Source organism: Kitasatospora sp. NPDC127121 (genome assembly GCF_042677305.1).
Lineage (GTDB): Bacteria > Actinomycetota > Actinomycetes > Streptomycetales > Streptomycetaceae > Kitasatospora.
This window is the reverse complement of record NZ_JBHXTQ010000002.1, coordinates 57,685-74,437: the sequence shown is the minus strand read 5'-3', so window position 1 is coordinate 74,437 and position 16,753 is coordinate 57,685. Positions and strand designations below refer to the sequence as shown.

Here is a 16,753-nt window from a genome sequence, read left to right as displayed (position 1 = left end):
TGAGACCTTGCCATGTGCGCCGCCAGGGACTCGAACCCCGGACCCGCTGATTAAGAGTCAGCTGCTCTAACCAACTGAGCTAGCGGCGCCTGCTGACTCGGAGAACTTTACACGGCGCCCGGTCGATCCGCCGAATCGCTTTCGAGTGGTCACCCGTAGTGATCGCCCATGGTGACCGCCCGTAGTGATCACCCCCAGCGATCGCGGGCGGCCGGTTATGGCTCCGGGTAGTGGCAGGCCGCCTGGTGGTCCTGTGCCGGGGTGTCGCCGAGAAGCGTCGGCCGTTCCTGCTCGCACCGCGTGCGGGCGGCCGGGTCGGCGAGGCGGGCGTACACCGGGCAGCGGGTGCGGAAGGGGCAGCCGGTGCGGCGCTCGGTGGGGGAGGGCGGGTCGCCGGCGAGCAGGATGCGGTCGCGGGCGCGCTCGGCGGCGGGGTCGGGCAGCGGGACGGCGGAGAGCAGGGCGCGGGTGTAGGGGTGCCGGGGGCGGTCGAAGACGGCGGAGACCTCGCCCTGTTCGACCGTCCGCCCGAGGTACATGACGCTGACCCGGTCGGCGAGGTGCCGGATCACCGAGAGGTCGTGCGAGACGAACAGGTAGGAGAGGCCGAGTTCGGCCTTGAGCGCTTGCAGCAGGTTGAGCACCCCGGCCTGGATGGAGACGTCCAGGGCGGAGACCGGTTCGTCCAGGACCAGCAGTTTCGGCCGGACGGCCAGGGCCCGGGCGATGGAGACGCGCTGGCGCTGCCCGCCGGAGAACTGGTGCGGGTAGCGGGCGGCGTGGTCCGGGTCGAGGCCGACCTGGTGCAGCAGTTCGGGCACCCGGCGGGCGATCTCCTCGCGGGCGGCGTGCTGGGCGCGCAGCGGTTCGGCGATGATGTCGCCGATCGGCATCCGCGGGTCGAGGCTGGCCATCGGGTCCTGGAAGACGATCTGCAGTCGGGCGCGCAGCCGGTGGGCCTCGGCGCGGGAGAGCTTGGCGGTGTCGTGGCCGAGCAGTTCGATCCGGCCGGTCTCGGGGGCGGTGAGGTTCAGCAGTTCGAACAGCGTGGTGGACTTGCCGGAGCCGGACTCCCCGACCAGGCCGAGGGTTTCGCCCTCCCGGAGGTCCAGGTCGACGCCGTCCACCGCGTAGACCTCGCCGACCCGGCGTTTGAACACCGTGCCCTTGAGGAGCGGAAACGTTTTGCCAAGGCCGCTCACCGCCAGCACCGGCGCCCGCGAGCCCCGGTCCCCCCGGCCCTCCGGAGCGGCCGACGGGGCCGGAAGCGCCGGCACCGGGTAGACGTCGGCCGGCGCGGGCCGCCGCTCGGCCAGCTCCGCCGACCGGACGCACGCCGCCAGGTGCCCGTCGCCCCCGGCCAGTTCCGGCTCCGCCGCCGAGCAGCGCTCCTCCGCGAGCGGGCAGCGGGCGGCGAACGGGCAGCCCGGCGGCAGGTCGGCCATCGGGGCGGGTGCGCCGGGGATCGGGACGAGCGGGCCGCCGAGCCCGTCCAGCCGGGGCACCGCGCCGATCAGGCCGAGCGTGTACGGGTGGCGCGGGGCCGCGAACAGCTCGTCCACCCCGGCGGTCTCGACCACCCTCCCCGCGTACATCACCGCGACCCGGTCGGCCATCCCGGCGATCACCCCGAGGTCGTGGCTGACCAGGACGAGGGCCGCGCCGGTCTCCCGCTGCGCGGTGCGCAGCACGTCCAGCACCTGGGCCTGGATGGTGACGTCCAGCGCGGTGGTCGGCTCGTCGGCGAGCAGGATGTCGGGGTCGTTGGCGATCGCCATGGCGATCATCGCGCGCTGGCGCATGCCGCCGGAGAACTCGTGCGGGAAGCTGTCCAGGGCCCGTTCGGGGGCCGGGATGCCCACCAGGTCGAGGAGTTCGGCGGCCCGGCGGCGGGCGGCGGCCCGGTCGACCCGCTGGTGGATGCGGACGGCCTCGGCGATCTGGTCGCCGATCCGGTAGACCGGGGTGAAGGCGGACAGCGGGTCCTGGAAGACCATGGCGATCCGGCGGCCGCGGATCGCGGCGAGCTCCTTGCCGGGCAGCCCGACCAGTTCCCGCCCGTCCAGTCGCACCGAGCCCTGGACGCCGGCCGTCTTGGGCAGCAGTCCGAGCACGGACAGCGCGGTGACGGACTTGCCGGAGCCGGACTCGCCGACGATGCCGAGGGTCTCGCCGCGCCGCAGGGTGAGGTCCACCCCGCGGACGGCGGGGACGGGGCCGTGCGGCCCGGCGAAGTCCACCCGCAGGTCGCTGACGGCGAGCAGGGGGGTGTCGACGGTGGTGGTCACGGCTTCTTCCTCCGGGCGGAGCGGCGGCGGGGCGCGCCCCCGGCGGTGGGGTCGAGGGCGTCGCGCAGCCCGTCGCCGATCAGGTTGACGGCGAGGACGAACAGCACCAGCAGGCCGGCGGCGAAGTAGAACAGCCAGGGGAACACCGGGGCTTCGCTGGTACCGGCGGCGAGCAGGGTGCCGAGCGAGACGTCCGGCGGTTTGACGCCGAAGCCGAAGTAGGAGAGCGCGGTCTCGCTCATCACGGCGCCGCCGACCGCGATGGTGGCGTCGATGATGAGGAAGGAGGCGACGTTCGGCAGGATGTGGCGGGTGATGATCCGCAGCGGCCGCACCCCCATGAACCGTGCGGCGCGGACGAATTCGCGCTCGCGCAGCGAGATGGTCATCGAGCGGACCACCCGGGCGGTGATCATCCAGTTGAACAGGGCGAGCAGCAGCACGAAGGCGATCCAGCCGGCGCTCTTCAGCCGGGGCGAGACGATGGTGATGATCAGGAAGCTGGGGAAGACCAGCAGCAGGTCCACCGCGAACATCAGCGCGCGGTCGGCCCAGCCGCCGAAGTAGCCGGCGCAGGCGCCGACCAGGGAGGCCAGCACGGTGGAGAACAGCGCCACCAGCAGGCCGATGACCAGCGACTTCTGCAGGCCGCGGACGGTCTGGGCGAAGACGTCCTGGCCGATCCCGTTGGTGCCGAACCAGTGCTCGGCGGACGGCGGTTGGTGCAGCGCGCCGAAGTCGGGGGCGGCGTAGTCCCAGGGCGTCAGGTACGGCCCGCCGAAGGCGAGCGCGAACAGCAGCAGGACGATCACGGCTCCGGCGACGGCCCCGCGGGCGGCGAGCAGCCGGGCGAGGACGAGCCGGGCCCGGCCGGTGGTGCGGGGGGCGGCGGCCGGGGCGGCCGGTTCCACGGCGACGGTGGTCACGTCAGTTCACCTCCGGTCAGGACCGCACGCGCGGGTCGAGGGCGGCGTGCAGGGTGTCGGCGAGGAAGCCGGAGGCGAGGACGACCACGGCGGTGAACAGGTTGACGGCGACGACCGAGTTGACGTCCTGTTCGTTGATCGACTGGATCAGCCACTCGCCCATGCCGTGCCAGCCGAAGATCGTCTCGGTGAAGATCGCGCCGGTGAAGATGCCCAGGAAGCTGTAGGCGAACATGGTCGACATCGGGATCACCGCGGTCCGCAGCCCGTGCTTGACCAGCGCCCGGCGGCGGGTGAGCCCCTTGGCCTCGGCGGTGCGCAGGTAGTCGGAGCCGAGCACGTCGAGCATGGTGCCGCGCTGGTAGCGGCTGTAGGTGGCGAGGCCGCCGAGTGCGAGCGAGATGGTGGGCAGCAGCAGGTGCAGCGCCCAGTCGGCGAGGTGGGCGCCGAGGCCGCCGGTCAGTCCGGGGGTCTCGTAGCCGGTGAACGGGATGACGTCGTGGCCGGCCGCGTCCTTGGCGGCGATGGCGCCGTTCTTGAGGAACAGCGCGACCAGGAAGACCGGGGTGGAGAGCAGGACGAAGGAGAGCACGGTGAGCAGCCGGTCGGAGATCCGGTACTGGCGGACGGCGCTCCAGGCCCCGGCGGCGATGCCGAGGACGATGCCGAGCAGGCTGCCGAGCAGCAGCAGCCGCAGCGAGACCCAGACCCGGCGGCCGAAGTCGTCGGTGACCGGGGTGTCGTGGATGGTCCGGCCGAGGTCGCCGTGGAGCAGCCCGTCGGCCCAGTGGCCGAAGCGTTCGACGACCGGGGTGCGGTCGTTCAGGTTGAGCGCGGTGAGCTGGCGCTCGACCGACTCGGCGGCCGGGCGGGGGACCTTGGCGTCGAAGTAGGTGCGCGGCTGGAGGGCGGTCGCGGAGATCGCGTACGCCAGGAAGACGGCGGCGATCAGCAGCACCGCGTAGTAGCTCAGGCGCTTCGCCAGGTAACGGAACATCAACGGCCGCCCGGGGTGGGGGAGGGGCCGACGCGTCTGGTGGGCATCGGGTGGTGGCCTTCGGTCGGGGCCCGTTCAGGCCTTCGGACGGCAGGGGGACGGGGCGGTACGGGGAAAGCGCAGGTCAGAGTCTGGCACCGGTGCGAGGCCGGGGTGTTGCGGCGGTATTGCCGCAGATGACTTCTGGATCAGGTGTGCGGTCCTCCCCCTGGTGACGGAACTGATCGGCTGTTACGTTCTGCTGGCCCGGTGCCGACTTGGCTGCCCACGCTCAAGCCCCGCCACACCTCGCGCGGCACAACTGCCCGTTACCGCCCGTTTCGAAGACCTCACCAGGGGGACTCCATGGACGCTTCCACCACGGCCCGCCGCCTCGGCCGGGCGACGGCCCTCGCCGTCGCCGTCGCGCTGGCGGTCACCGCGTGCACCTCGGGCGGGGGCGGCTCGGCCGACAAGGTGGCGAAGAGCGAGCCGCCCCGGCAGGACTCCCAGGACATCAACGCCAAGCCGCTGGACCAGGTCAAGGACGGCGGCGAGGTGCGGTTCCCGCTGTACCAGTGGATCACCCAGTGGAACCCGTTCCAGGTGGACGGCACCTACGGCGACGCGGTCTCGATCATGCGCGCCCTGGAGCCGTCGCTCTTCAACACGGACGCCTCCGGCACCTTCCAGCCCGACACCGACTACCTGCTGGACGCCAAGGTCACCTCGACCTCGCCCGAGGTGATCACCTACAAGCTCAACCCCAAGGCCAAGTGGTCGGACGGCAAGCCGCTCAGCTACCTGGACTTCAAGGCCGACTGGCAGGCCAGCAACGGCAAGGACCCGGCGTACAACATCGCCGACCCGTCCGGCTACGAGCAGATCTCCGCCGTCGAGCAGGGAGCCGACCCGAGCGAGGTGAAGGTGACCTTCTCCGAGCCGTACGCGGACTGGCAGAACCTGTTCCGCCCGCTGATCCCGGCGGCCGGCATCGCCACCCCGGACGACTTCAACAAGGGCTGGGTGGAGAAGATCCCGATCACCGCGGGCGCGCTGAAGGTCGGTGTGGCGGACAAGACCGCGCAGACCCTCACCCTCGTCCCGGACCCGGCCTGGTGGGGCACCAAGGCCAAGGCGGACAAGATCACCTTCCGGGTGATGACCCAGTCCGCGACCACCCAGTCGTACCTCAACAACGAGATCGACCTCGCCACGGCCGGCACCGCCGCCGCGTACGGGCAGCTCAAGGACGCCAAGGACACCGCGATCCGGGCCGCCAGCCCGTGGGACGAGGTGCACATCTCCTTCGGCTCCGGCGGCGCGCTGGCGGACCAGAAGGTCCGCCAGGCGCTCGGCAAGGCGCTCGACCGGTCCGCGCTGATCAAGATCGCCAACAATGGCGTGCCGGTGGAGTTCAAGCCGCTCGGCAACCACATCTTCATGCCCAACCAGACCGGCTACCAGGACAACTCGGGCGAGTGGGCGAAGTTCGACGTCCCCGCCGCCAAGAAGCTGCTGGACGACGCCGGTTGGAAGGAGGCGGGCGCCGGACAGCCGCGCACCAAGGACGGCCAGTCACTGCAACTGCACTGGACGGTCAACGAGTCCACCCCGCAGGCCCAGATCGACCTGGCCACCGCCGCCGCCGCGATGTGGCTGCAGGCCGGGGTCAAGGTGAGCCTGGACAAGGTGCCCGCCAACGACTTCTTCACCAAGTACGTGAACCCGGGCAAGTTCGAGATCGCGAGCTGGCGCAACACCGACTCGTTCCCGCTCTCCAAGAGCCTGGGCAACTTCCGTCTGCCGGTGGGGGACAACACCTTCAACAACCCCTCGCGCATCGGCAGCCAGGAGGTCGACGACTTGCTCAAGAAGGCGGCCGGGACGGTCGACCCGGTGGAGGCCGCGAAGCTCTACAACCAGGCCGACGCGAAGATCTGGGAGCTCGGCCACACCGTCGAGCTCTACCAGCGGCCGACCGTGGTGGCGACGCGCAAGGGCCTCGCCAACTACGGTGCCTTCGGCCTGGCCGGGGAGGACTACGCCAAGGTCGGCTGGGAGAAGTAGCCCCCGCCGCGGACGCGGCGAGAGCGAACGGGCGGCAGGCGCTGGCGAGCAGCGCGGTGATCACGAGGCCGGTGGTACGGACACGGGAAGGTCGGCTCTGCCGCCCCCGTTCTCCTGCCACCGGCCTTGACCTTCCGCGTTGCCCGCAGGCCGCCCGTGTCGTGGGGCCCCGCAAGGCCCGCGCTCGCTTCCAACCGGGGACGAATCTAGCGGGGCCGTCCGGCCGGCCGCGGCGCAGCGCGCGGGGCGCGCCCGGAAACCCGCCGCGCTGTCACCCGGTTCGCGCACCGGGGCGTCAACTACGGCTGACGGCAAGGAAAAAAGGGGACGAACGGCGCAATCGACCCCGGGATCGCGAACCGCTGCGCCCGTCGCGCCGGTGCGTGCGCGGGGCCCGGGCCGCTGCCAGGATGCGCGGGACAGCCAGCCCCTCCCGAACCCGGAGCAGCACCGATGGCCAGCGAATCCGCCGCCGCCCCCCACCCGCGCCCCGTCGACCCGCCCCCGGTGCGCCGGATGGTCCCGCGCGCCCGGGACGAGCCGCACCGGGTCGCCACCCCGCTGGAACTCTTCTTCGACCTCTGCTTCGTGGTCGCCGTCGGCCAGGCCGGGCGCGAACTCGCCCACTCCCTGGCGGCCGGCCACTACGGCGACGGCCTGCGCGGCTACGCGATCGCTTTTTTTGCGATCTGGTGGGCCTGGATGAACTTCACCTGGTTCGCCTCCGCGTACGACTGCGACGACGTGCCGTACCGGGTCACCACGCTGGTGCAGATCGCCGGGGTGCTGGTCCTCGCGGCCGGGGTGCCACGGCTGTTCGCCACCCAGGACCTGACGCTGGCGATCGCCGGGTACGTGGTGATGCGCCTGGCGATGGTCACCCAGTGGCTGCGCGCGGCGGCCGCCGAGCAGGGCGAGGCGCGCCTGGTCGCCGTGCGGTACGCGGTCGGGATCGCGCTCTGCCAGGTGGGCTGGGTGGTGGTGGTGCTGCTGCCGGACGCCGTCCGGCCGGTGGTCATCCCGCTCGGGGTGCTGTGCGAGCTGGCCGTGCCGGTGGTCGCCGAACTGCGGATGCAGACCTCCTGGCACCCGCACCACATCGCCGAGCGGTACGGGCTGTTCACCCTGATCGTGCTCGGCGAGACGGTGGCGGCCGCGACGGTCGCGGTGCAGTCGGCGGTGGACGAGCACGAGGAGCTGGGCCGGCTGCTCCCGGTGGCGATCGGCGGCCTGCTGATCTGCTTCGCGGCCTGGTGGATCTACTTCGCCCGGCCGGTCCACGAGCACCTGCGCTCCAACCGGCAGGCCTTCGCCTGGGGGTACGGCCACTACCTGGTGTTCGGCGCGGCCGCCGCGATCGGCACCGGGCTGGAGGTGGCCGTGGAGTCGGCCGTGCACCAGGCGGAGATCTCCGCGACGGCCGCCACCGCGACGGTCACCGTGCCCACCGCGCTCTACCTGCTCACGGTCTGGCTGCTGCACTCCCGGCACACCAAGACCGGCGCGGCGCAGGCGCTGGCCCCGACCGGGGCGGTGCTGGTGCTGGCCTGCACCGCGCTCGGCGGTTCCGGCGTGCTGGCGGCGGGCCTGGTCTGCGCGCTGACCGTGGCGGTGGGCGTGCTGCTGCACAGCCGGGAGGGCTGACGGGGGCGCCTGACGTTGCTGGGGTGCCCGGCCGTCGTGGGGCGCCTGGCGGTTCTCGGGCGCCCGGCCGCCGTGGGGCGCCCGGCGACTCTCAGGCGCTTGGCCGTCGTCCGCCGGCCGGGCGGCCAGGTGATGCTCAGGCGCAGTCCAGCAGGATCGGCTCGTGCCGGGCCAGCCAGGCCAGGTAGGCCGGGTTGACCTTGGCCAGGTCCAGGTAGGCGGCGCGCAGTTCGCCGTACAGCGCGTCCAGCGCGGGCTGGCTGAGCGCGCGCGGGCGCCAGGTGAGCAGCAGCCGGACGGCCAGCGGGTCCCCGTGCACGGGGCGCACCACCGTGCCGGGCCCGGGGGCGGAGGTCGGCTGGCAGGGGCGGACGGCCTCGCCGGAGGCGACCAGTTCGGCGGCGGTGGCGTTGTCCCGCACCTGGACCACCCGGGGGTTGAGCCCGGCCTCGCTGAACACCCGGCGCATCGCCGCGTACTCGTGGTCGGCGGTCGGGTCGACCATCCAGGTGTCCTCGGCGAGGTCGGTCAGGTGGACGACCGGGCGGGCGGCGGCCGGGTGTCCGGCGGCGAGCGCGACGAACTGCGGCTCACGGGCCATCAGCACCCGGTGCTCGGCGTCCGGCGGCACCCGTAGCGGGAAGCCCTCGCTCTCGTAGACGAAGGCCACGTCCAGCTGGTCGGCGGCGACCATCCGCAGCAGGGCGCTGGCCGAGACGTCGACGTGGATGGTGGTGTCGGTGTCCGGCAGCCGTTCGTGCACCCGGCGCAGCCAGGCCGCGACCGCCCGGCTGCCGACGCTGCCGATCCGCAGCCGGCGCTGCCGCCCGGGGCCGGCCGCGTCGCGGGCCTCCTGGCGGGCGGCGGCCACCAGCGCGGCCATCTCGGTGATCACCGGCCGGGCCCGGGACAGCACCGAGTGGCCGAGCGCGGTGGGCCGGCTGCCGGTCTGCTCGCGGGTGAACAGGGTGCCGCCGATGGCCCGTTCGATGCGGTGCAGCTGGGTGGTGAGGGAGGGCTGGGTCATGCCGAGCTGGAGCGCGGCCTTGCGGAGGCTGCCGGTGTCGGCGATCGCGCACACCACCCGGAGGTGTCTCACGTCGAGCTCCACGCCCGGAGCATAGACGCCACCCGGCCACATCGCCAAGGACATGACAGAACAAAGCGCGGCAGGAGGGCACGTGGTGGGCCCCGCCGGTATGCGGCCGTGCTATCGCCGGTTGACATCATCCGCCGCGGGCCCGGGCGGGTCGAAGCTCAGGGGCAGCGAAACCGCCCCGGCCCCACCGGGGCGCCCCCACCGTCGCCGCAGCCGTGTCCGGCCCCCACCGGCCCCGGCGGTTCGGCGTACCGCGAATCCGGAGCCCCCACATGAAGCGATCCGTGCTGTCCGCCGCGCTCGGCCTGGCCCTCGCGGCCGGTCTCGCCGTGCTGCCCACCACTGCCGCGTCCGCCGCCACCCCCGGCCCGGCCGTCCAGGGCTACACCGCCTCCACGTACGCCGGTTCGGCCGCCGAGGCCGCGAACAACCAGGCGTTCTTCCACGCCGTGATGGCCTCCGCCAAGGCCAAGCAGGCCGCCAACCCGTGGCTGCAGACCGTTACCGTCACCTACGACACCGCCAGCGCGCCCTCCTTCACCAGCCAGATATCCCAGGCCGCGCAGATCTGGAACAGCTCGGTCAGCAACGTCCAGCTCCAGGCGAGCAGCGGCACCGGCGACTTCTCGTACTACGAGGGCAACGACAGCCGCGGCTCCTACGCCAGCACCGACGGCCACGGCCACGGCTACGTCTTCCTCGACTACCAGCAGAACCAGCAGTACAGCTCGCTGCGCGTCACCGCGCACGAGACCGGGCACGTGCTCGGCCTGCCCGACAACTACTCCGGCCCGTGCAGCGAGCTGATGTCCGGCGGCGGCCCCGGCCCGTCCTGCACCAACCCCTACCCCGACAGCAACGAGCGCGGCCAGGTCGACAGCCTCTGGTCGAACGGCGTCGATTCCGTGAACTAGGGGAGTCGCGAACTCGCCGCTGAAACAGGGAAGTTGCCGACGCCCTTCGGGTGCGGCGGGCCGCCCGGCCGGAATCGGGTGGCCCGCCGCTCGGTTGCTTCCCCGATCGGGAGCCTAACCGCCGGTGGAGCGGAATGCCAGGGGCACGCGCGAGTCAAGGCCGGTTAAAGACATCTCAAATCGCTTTACCGCAAGGGGTATTGATCGAAGCTATCGCGGGTTGACATCATCCGCCCGCCCGCCGGGCTGCCCGAAGCTCTGGGGACATCACCCGCTGACCAGGTGTCCCCCAGGGCCGGCCCCCAACCGGCCACGGCACCACCGGAATCGGAGCCCCCACATGAAGCGATCCGTGCTGTCCGCCGCGCTCGGCCTGGCCCTCGCGGCCGGTCTCGCCGTGCTGCCCACCACCGCCGCGTCCGCCGCCACCCCCGGCCCAGGCGTCCAGGGCTACACCGCCTCGACGTACGCCGGTTCGGCCGCCGAGGCCGCGAACAACCAGGCGTTCTTCCAGGCCGTGATGGCCTCCGCCAAGGCCAAGCAGGCCGCCAGCCCGAACCTGGCGACCGTCGTCGTCACCTACGACGCCAGCTCGGCACCGAGCTTCCGCACCCAGATCGCCAACGCCGCGCAGATCTGGAACAGCTCGGTCAGCAACGTCCAGCTGCGGTCCGGCTCGGGCGGCGACTTCGCCTACTACGAGGGCAACGACAGCCGCGGCTCCTACGCCAGCACCGACGGCCACGGGCGCGGCTACGTCTTCCTCGACTACCAGCAGAACCGGCAGTACAACTCGGTCCGGGTGACCGCGCACGAGACCGGGCACGTGCTCGGCCTGCCGGACCACTACTCCGGCCCGTGCAGCGAGCTGATGTCCGGCGGCGGCCCCGGCACCTCCTGCACCAACCCGTACCCGAACGGCACCGAGCGCAGCCGCGTCAACTCCCTCTGGGCGCGCGGCTGATCGTCCGCCAGGCGCCCCGGCCCGGCCGCAGCCCGCAGCGGCCGGGCCGGGGCGCCGTCGTCCGGAGGCCGTCGCCCTTCGGTGGGTGGTCGTCCGGCGGGTCGTCGTCCTGACCGTTGTCGGTGCCGCGTGCGAGCATGCGGGCGAGACCCGTTCGCCCCCGACCGTGAGGTGCCACCGCCATGCCGCGTTCCGCCCCCGACCAGCTCGCCGACCTGCCGTACGCGGACCTGCTCCGCCCCCACGCCGGGCGGCTGCGCAGCGACGAGCGGTACGACACCACGCACTTCGACGGCGGCGAGCACACCGACGAGTCGGCGGCCGGGGCGGCGTTCCTGGAATGCGCCTTCACCGGGGTCGCGCTCAGCGGGGTCAAGCTGCGCCAGGCCCGGTTCAACGAGGTCTGGGTGCAGGCCGGCCGCTGGGTGGCCTGCGACCTGAGCGACACCGAGTGGCAGGACAGCGCCTTCGTCGGCGGCGTGCTGGCCGGGGTCGCCGGATACGGCTCGGCGCTGCGCCGGGTGGTGTTCCGCGGCTGCAAGCTGGAGGCGGTCAACCTGCGGGCGGCCGTGCTGCGGGACGTCGTGTTCGAGGACTGCCTGCTGCGCGACGTGGACTTCGGCGAGGCCAAGCTGACCGAGGTGTCCTTCCCCGGCTCCACGCTGGAGGAGGTCCGGCTGCGCGGCGCCACCCTGAAGAAGACCGACCTGCGCGGGGCCGCCCGGCTGGGCCTCGCGGACGGCCACCAGGGGCTGCGCGGCGCGGTCATCAGCTCCACCCAACTGCTGGAGCTGGCACCGCAGTTCGCCCACGCGCTGGGAATCGAGGTCAAGGACCGCTGACCAGCCGCCCGCTCCGTCCCTCCCCGCCGTTTCCGCCGCCCGTTCAGCCCGGCGTCGCTCGGTGACACCCGGACGAACAGTCCGCCAACCCTGCCGCGCGCATCTGGTGGGCGCCTCCGGCCGGGGTGGAAGATGCTGCGCGATCGATGAGCCCCGACTTGTGTACACAACATCGCCAGATCGCCAGTGAAGGGACGGGCCGGGCTGATGGCCGAGCTGAGTCGTAGGAAGTTCGTCACGCTGTCCGGTGCCGCCGCGGCGGGACTCGCCGTGGCCGGCACCAGCGCCGCAGGGGCCGCCCCCGGCGCACCCGCGGTGGCCTCCACCGCCACGCTCCAGCAGACCGGCACCATCAACGACGTGCAGCACGTGGTGATCCTGATGCAGGAGAACCGCAGCTTCGACCACTACTTCGGCACCCTGCGCGGGGTGCGCGGCTTCGCCGACCGCAGCGCCATCCAGATAGCCGGCGGCTACAGCGTCTTCAACCAGCCCAACGGCCTGCTCGGCCGCCAGTACCCGTGGCAGTTCAGCCAGACCAAGCCGGCCGGCGGCGCCGACCCCGAGCGCCTCGCCCAATGCAATGGGGACCTCAGCCACGGCTGGAGCGATCAGCACAAGGCCTGGAACAGCGGCAAGATGGACTCCTGGGTCGCCGCCAAGGGCAACGTCCGCACCCTCGGCTTCCTCACCCGCCAGGACATCCCGTTCCACTACGCGCTGGCCGAGAACTGGACCATCTGCGACGCCTACCACTGCTCCGTGCTCAGCGCGACCGGCCCCAACCGCACCTACCACTGGTCCGGCCAGATCGACCCGGCCGGCAGCGCCGGCGGCCCCGCGTACGACGGCGGCGACGAGAAGGGCCTGCGCTGGCAGACCTACGCGGAGGCACTGGAGAGCGCCGGCGTCAGCTGGAAGGTCTACCAGAACGCCGCCGACAACTACGGCGACAACGCCCTCGCGTACTTCACCCAGTTCTCCGGCGCCCCGGCCGGCAGCCCGCTGGCCGTCAAGGGCATGGGCTCGGTACCCAAGGCCACCGGCAGGACCCCGGACGACATCGCCGCCGCGATCAAGGCCGACGTGCTGAACGGCACCCTCCCGCAGGTCTCCTGGATCGTCCCCGACCAGGCCTCCTCCGAACACCCGTACGCCACCCCCGCCGACGGCGCGCACTTCGTCCACCTGGTGATCGACGCGCTGAACGCCGACCCGAACGTCTTCAACTCGTCCGTCCTGTTCATCAACTACGACGAGAACGACGGCTTCTTCGACCACGTCCCGCCGCCGGCCGCCCCGGCCGGCACCCCGGGCGAGTTCTACAACGGCACCAACATCGGCCTCGGCTTCCGCGTCCCGATGATCGCCGTCTCGCCCTGGACCCGCGGCGGCTGGGTCAACTCCGAGACCTTCGACCACACCTCCGTGCTCCGCTTCCTGGAGACCTGGACCGCCGCCCTCGGCACGCCCGCGCAATGCCGGAACATCAGCGACTGGCGCCGACGCGTCTGCGGCGACCTGACCAGCGCGTTCGACTTCGCCAACCCGGTCTACGGCCTGCCCGGGCTGCCCGACACCTCGCAGACCATCGGCCTGTCGGCGTGCGGCCCGCTGCCCAACCCGGCCCCGGTCAACAACCAGCTCCCGATCCAGGAGACCGGCACCCGGCCGGCCCGCGCCCTGCCGTACCAGCCGAACGCCAACCTGGACCACCTGGAGTTCGGCTCCGGCGGGGTCATGAAGGTCTGGATCGCGATGGACAACGGGGGCACGGCGGCGGCGAAGTCCGCCCACTTCGCCGCCTACGCCAACGCCTACCGCAGCGGCGGCCCCTGGCAGTACACCGTCGACCCGGGCGGCACCACCAGCGACTTCTTCAACTGCGGCACCAACTTCGGCGGCGGCCCCTACGACCTGACGGTCGTCGGCCCCAACCGCTTCCTGCGCCGCTTCAAGGGCGACGCCACCAAGGCCGGCAAGAACGCGGCCGTCACGGCGTCGTACGCGGTCGAGCCGGGCACCGGCAAGCTCGCCGTCTACTTCAAGCTCGCCAACTCCGGTGCGACGCCCATGACCTTCACGATCGCGTCGAACAACTACCGCACGGACGGCCCCTGGACGTACCAGGTCCCCGCCGGCGGCAACGTCACCGATTTCTTCAACGCCGCGGCCTACAACAACGGCTGGTACGACTTCACGGTGACGGTCGACGCCGACAGCACCTGGTCCCAGCGCTTCACCGGCCACCTGGAAACGGGCACCCCCAGCATCACCGGCTGACGCCCCAGGCCCCGCTGCCCGCTCCCTCGGGTGGCGGGGCCTCCACCCGCATCTGATCGGTCGTCAACTCGGCGCGGAATCGGCGCGGAATAGTATTCCGATCCGCCTGCCGACCTTATGGCCGTCCGGGATCCTGCCGACCGTGAGCCCAAGGCGCAGAAGGTATCGCGCCTGAAGTTCCGGACTATTCCCCGCTCAAGCGTCAGGGCCGCGCGGGGAGGATCAGGGAAACGGCCATGGGAACACGTGAACAGCACGGCGCCGGTCGCGCGCCCGGGCTGCGGGCCGCACGGAGGACGTCGATCTCGGCCCTGTCTGCCTTCTGCTGCGCCGCCGCGCGGTCCAGCGCCTGCTCCGCCGCCGCGTACCGCCCGGCCACGAAGTGGCACCAGCCGAGGTACGCGGTCCCCATGGCGGCCGCACCGATCGCCGGGGCCCGCAGGGCGTACGGCGCGTCCTTGGCCGCCTGGACGGCCAACTCGGCCCGCGCCGCCACCATCGGAGTCACATCCGCGGAGGAGGAGATGTCCTCCAGCTTCCGCAACTGGACCAGCCCCGACTCCGCCTCGACGATCATCGCCCGGTCCACCAGACCCGGCCTGCGGGCCTGGAAGTCGGCCCGATCAGGATCGGCCGGAATCAGGCCGGACAGCGCGCCTCCCGCCCCCAGCGCCCCATCGATCAACCGGGCCAGCGCCGGATCCGGCATCCGGTCGCCCGACTCGAAACGACTGATGGTCGACTGGGACACGAACACCGTCGCCGCCAGCCTCGGCTGGGACATACCCGCCCGCCGGCGCAGCAGCCGCAACGTGCGCCCGAAGGACGTCAAACCCGCCTCCGCTCTTGGCCGTTCACCCGCCCACCAAGTGCTGCCGGAGCCTACCCCCCGACCGGACAACTCGCCACAGCCCCAAGCAGATCGAGGAGCCGGACGCGCCGGCGTCGGCAGCCGGCGGTCACCCTCGCCGGGCAGAACGGAGGCCCCACTACCCGCCAGGCAGTGGGGCCTCGTCGTGTGTCTTGATCTGAGTAACAGCCCGCAGCGCCGCTCCATTGAGGTCCGTCAGCCCTTGAGCGCGTTGTCCAGGTACTTCTGTACCGGCTCGAAGAGCCCGTACGGCACGTACCCGGGGATCTCGGCGAGAGTCACCCACGCGAGCCGGGCAGGCACTCGTACAGGAAGTACTCGCACAGCGAGCCCGTCACGGGGTGGAGACGGCTGCGGAAGTGAGCGTCGTCCGTGGAAAGAGCGAGGTTCCCTCAGGGACCTTGCAGCAGCTGGGACATGACGGAGCTCCTCGAACCCGCTGGTAGAGCGAGTCCAAGGACGAGGTTTCCATCGCACCTCCAGGCGGCCGGACTGGCCTGTTCTCGGTCAGAGTCCCAAGGAGTTGAGATGGTCCACGGGCCTGGTGTCCGCGATGATGACGCCGCCGAACTGGGAGTCGATGAGGACGTGCAGTCCGGCCTTGCGCAGGGTGGCGGCGAGAGCGGTGTCGAGGGTCTCGTAGACGGACCTGGTGAAGTGGTCGACGGGGTCGCCGGCGTCGGCCTCGTCGTCCAGGGTGATGAGGGCAGCGCTGGGCCTCCACTCGACCGCGACGGATCCGGCCTGCCAGCTTGCGGCGGCCGTTCCCAACAGAGTGACGACGACGCCGGGCGTGTCGGGGCCGGTGCTGATGGGCAGACCGATCAGGTCGAGCGCGCGCTTCAGCCGGGGGAGGATTCGCTCGGTGCGCATGTCGCCGCGCAGGCCTTCGGCGGCATCGTCGAGTCCGATGAACTCGGCGAGCTCCAGGAGGTCCTGCCTGCGCTCGGGGCTCAGATCGTCGGCGGTGGTGTCGGGTTCAGGAAGGGTACTCATCGATTTCCTTTCGTTGCGGACTGTTGAGATCTCGGAGGCGTGGCCGGCGGTGGCGCGCGGCGTGGGGCGACGGGCACTTCAGCTCTGCCGCAGGAGGCGTTCGTCCCACTCCCAGCGGCCGACACCGTTCTGCCAGTGCTTGTCGGGCAGGCCCACCGGCTTGAGGATCGCGCGTACTCCGGCGGCGTCCTGGCGGCCGCGGTGGAACCTGAAGGCGTACATCGCGCCCTTGATCTCGTTGCGGCAGTACTGCCACGCCTCTACCCCGCATTGTGGGCAGCCGGTCTCCGCGCAGGCCCGCCAGGCCCGCGCCAGGGCGGCTTCCACGTCCAGCGTCGTGACCTCGGTGGCCTTGGCGCCGAACTCCTCGCAGAACGCCTTCCGGTCGTCCACCACGGCCACCGTCGCCGGGATGGTCGGCAGAATGGCCAGCACCAGGTCGCCGGGGCGCAGTGTGTGGCTGCTGATCAGGCCGCGCTTGCGCTCACCGTTTCCGGTGTACTGGCTCACGTAGCCGTGCTCGCTGATCGTCATGATGGTGACCGTCGGGTCGGACAGCGAGGGGAAGTCCCGCACCCTGCTGACCTTGGGCATGCCCGTGGTGTAGAAGTCCATCGACCGATCGTGCATCCAACCACCAGGTGGTGGAAGGCGATTGGTGAATCCCGGAACAACGGCCGGCGCCGGGAGCGGGCATGTGCTTCCACGCGCCCTTGACGGGCTCGTCTGGCCGACGGAACGGTAAATGACGTCGTCGATGCCGCGTCGTGGACGGGGGCCGGGGCATCCCGGTCCTGGGCCCGTGGCGCGGCAGCCATTCCTTGGAGAGGAGCCGGTGATGGAGTCGGTTGCACATGACGGTGGAGAGCACGGTGGTGGC

General features: G+C 71.8%; 13 protein-coding genes and 1 tRNA gene. 6 read left to right on the top strand and 8 right to left on the bottom strand.

Features of this window, described 5'->3' with window-relative positions:
• Positions 1–15: 15 nt before the first annotated feature.
• The 4 genes from ACFVHI_RS02560 to ACFVHI_RS02545 form a co-directional block, all read right to left on the bottom strand.
• Positions 16–89 (bottom strand) — tRNA-Lys (locus ACFVHI_RS02560).
• A gap of 126 nt (positions 90–215) precedes the next feature.
• Positions 216–2,288, bottom strand: a complete 2,073-nt coding sequence (locus tag ACFVHI_RS02555; protein ID WP_380335036.1) for a dipeptide ABC transporter ATP-binding protein — start codon at positions 2,286–2,288, stop codon at positions 216–218.
• A complete protein-coding gene (locus ACFVHI_RS02550; protein WP_350882605.1) occupies positions 2,285–3,214 on the bottom strand; it encodes an ABC transporter permease in 930 nt (309 codons plus the stop codon). The genes ACFVHI_RS02555 and ACFVHI_RS02550 overlap by 4 nt, the downstream gene beginning before the upstream one ends.
• A gap of 16 nt (positions 3,215–3,230) precedes the next feature.
• A complete protein-coding gene (locus ACFVHI_RS02545; protein WP_063349271.1) occupies positions 3,231–4,211 on the bottom strand; it encodes an ABC transporter permease in 981 nt (326 codons plus the stop codon).
• Positions 4,212–4,556: 345 nt separating this feature from the next.
• On the opposite strand from ACFVHI_RS02545, the gene ACFVHI_RS02540 reads away from it, so the two are divergent.
• On the top strand, positions 4,557–6,260 hold the full coding sequence (locus ACFVHI_RS02540; protein ID WP_363370159.1) for an ABC transporter family substrate-binding protein: 1,704 nt from the start codon (positions 4,557–4,559) through the stop codon (positions 6,258–6,260).
• A 453-nt stretch (positions 6,261–6,713) separates the two neighbouring features.
• On the top strand, positions 6,714–7,904 hold the full coding sequence (locus ACFVHI_RS02535; protein WP_380335032.1) for a low temperature requirement protein A: 1,191 nt from the start codon (positions 6,714–6,716) through the stop codon (positions 7,902–7,904).
• 136 nt (positions 7,905–8,040) lie between these two features.
• On the opposite strand, the gene ACFVHI_RS02530 is transcribed toward ACFVHI_RS02535, so the two are convergent.
• Positions 8,041–9,015, bottom strand: a complete 975-nt coding sequence (locus tag ACFVHI_RS02530) for a LysR family transcriptional regulator (protein ID WP_244293453.1) — start codon at positions 9,013–9,015, stop codon at positions 8,041–8,043.
• A gap of 260 nt (positions 9,016–9,275) precedes the next feature.
• On the opposite strand from ACFVHI_RS02530, the gene snpA (ACFVHI_RS02525) reads away from it, so the two are divergent.
• The 4 genes from snpA (ACFVHI_RS02525) (at position 9,276) to ACFVHI_RS02510 (ending at position 14,006) form a co-directional block, all read left to right on the top strand.
• The gene (snpA, locus tag ACFVHI_RS02525) at positions 9,276–9,917 is read left to right on the top strand and encodes a snapalysin (protein WP_063349275.1); all 642 of its coding nucleotides are present in this window, start codon (positions 9,276–9,278) and stop codon (positions 9,915–9,917) included.
• Between the two features lie 340 nt (positions 9,918–10,257).
• Positions 10,258–10,881 carry a snapalysin gene (gene snpA / locus ACFVHI_RS02520; RefSeq protein ID WP_380335027.1) on the top strand — a complete coding sequence of 208 codons (624 nt, stop codon included), beginning with the start codon at positions 10,258–10,260 and terminating at the stop codon, positions 10,879–10,881.
• 182 nt (positions 10,882–11,063) lie between these two features.
• Positions 11,064–11,723: a pentapeptide repeat-containing protein gene (locus ACFVHI_RS02515; protein WP_380335024.1), complete on the top strand. Its 660-nt coding sequence runs from the start codon at positions 11,064–11,066 to the stop codon at positions 11,721–11,723.
• A gap of 207 nt (positions 11,724–11,930) precedes the next feature.
• Positions 11,931–14,006, top strand: coding sequence for a phosphocholine-specific phospholipase C (locus ACFVHI_RS02510; RefSeq protein ID WP_063349278.1), 2,076 nt, complete (start codon positions 11,931–11,933; stop codon positions 14,004–14,006).
• Positions 14,007–14,208: 202 nt separating this feature from the next.
• On the opposite strand, the gene ACFVHI_RS02505 is transcribed toward ACFVHI_RS02510, so the two are convergent.
• From ACFVHI_RS02505 to ACFVHI_RS02495, 3 genes are all read right to left on the bottom strand, one after another.
• Positions 14,209–14,817 carry a multiprotein-bridging factor 1 family protein gene (locus ACFVHI_RS02505; RefSeq protein WP_380335021.1) on the bottom strand — a complete coding sequence of 203 codons (609 nt, stop codon included), beginning with the start codon at positions 14,815–14,817 and terminating at the stop codon, positions 14,209–14,211.
• A 567-nt stretch (positions 14,818–15,384) separates the two neighbouring features.
• On the bottom strand, positions 15,385–15,873 hold the full coding sequence (locus ACFVHI_RS02500) for a hypothetical protein (protein ID WP_380335018.1): 489 nt from the start codon (positions 15,871–15,873) through the stop codon (positions 15,385–15,387).
• Positions 15,874–15,951: 78 nt separating this feature from the next.
• Positions 15,952–16,488, bottom strand: a complete 537-nt coding sequence (locus tag ACFVHI_RS02495) for a hypothetical protein (protein ID WP_380335015.1) — start codon at positions 16,486–16,488, stop codon at positions 15,952–15,954.
• Between the last annotated feature and the right edge of the window lie 265 nt (positions 16,489–16,753).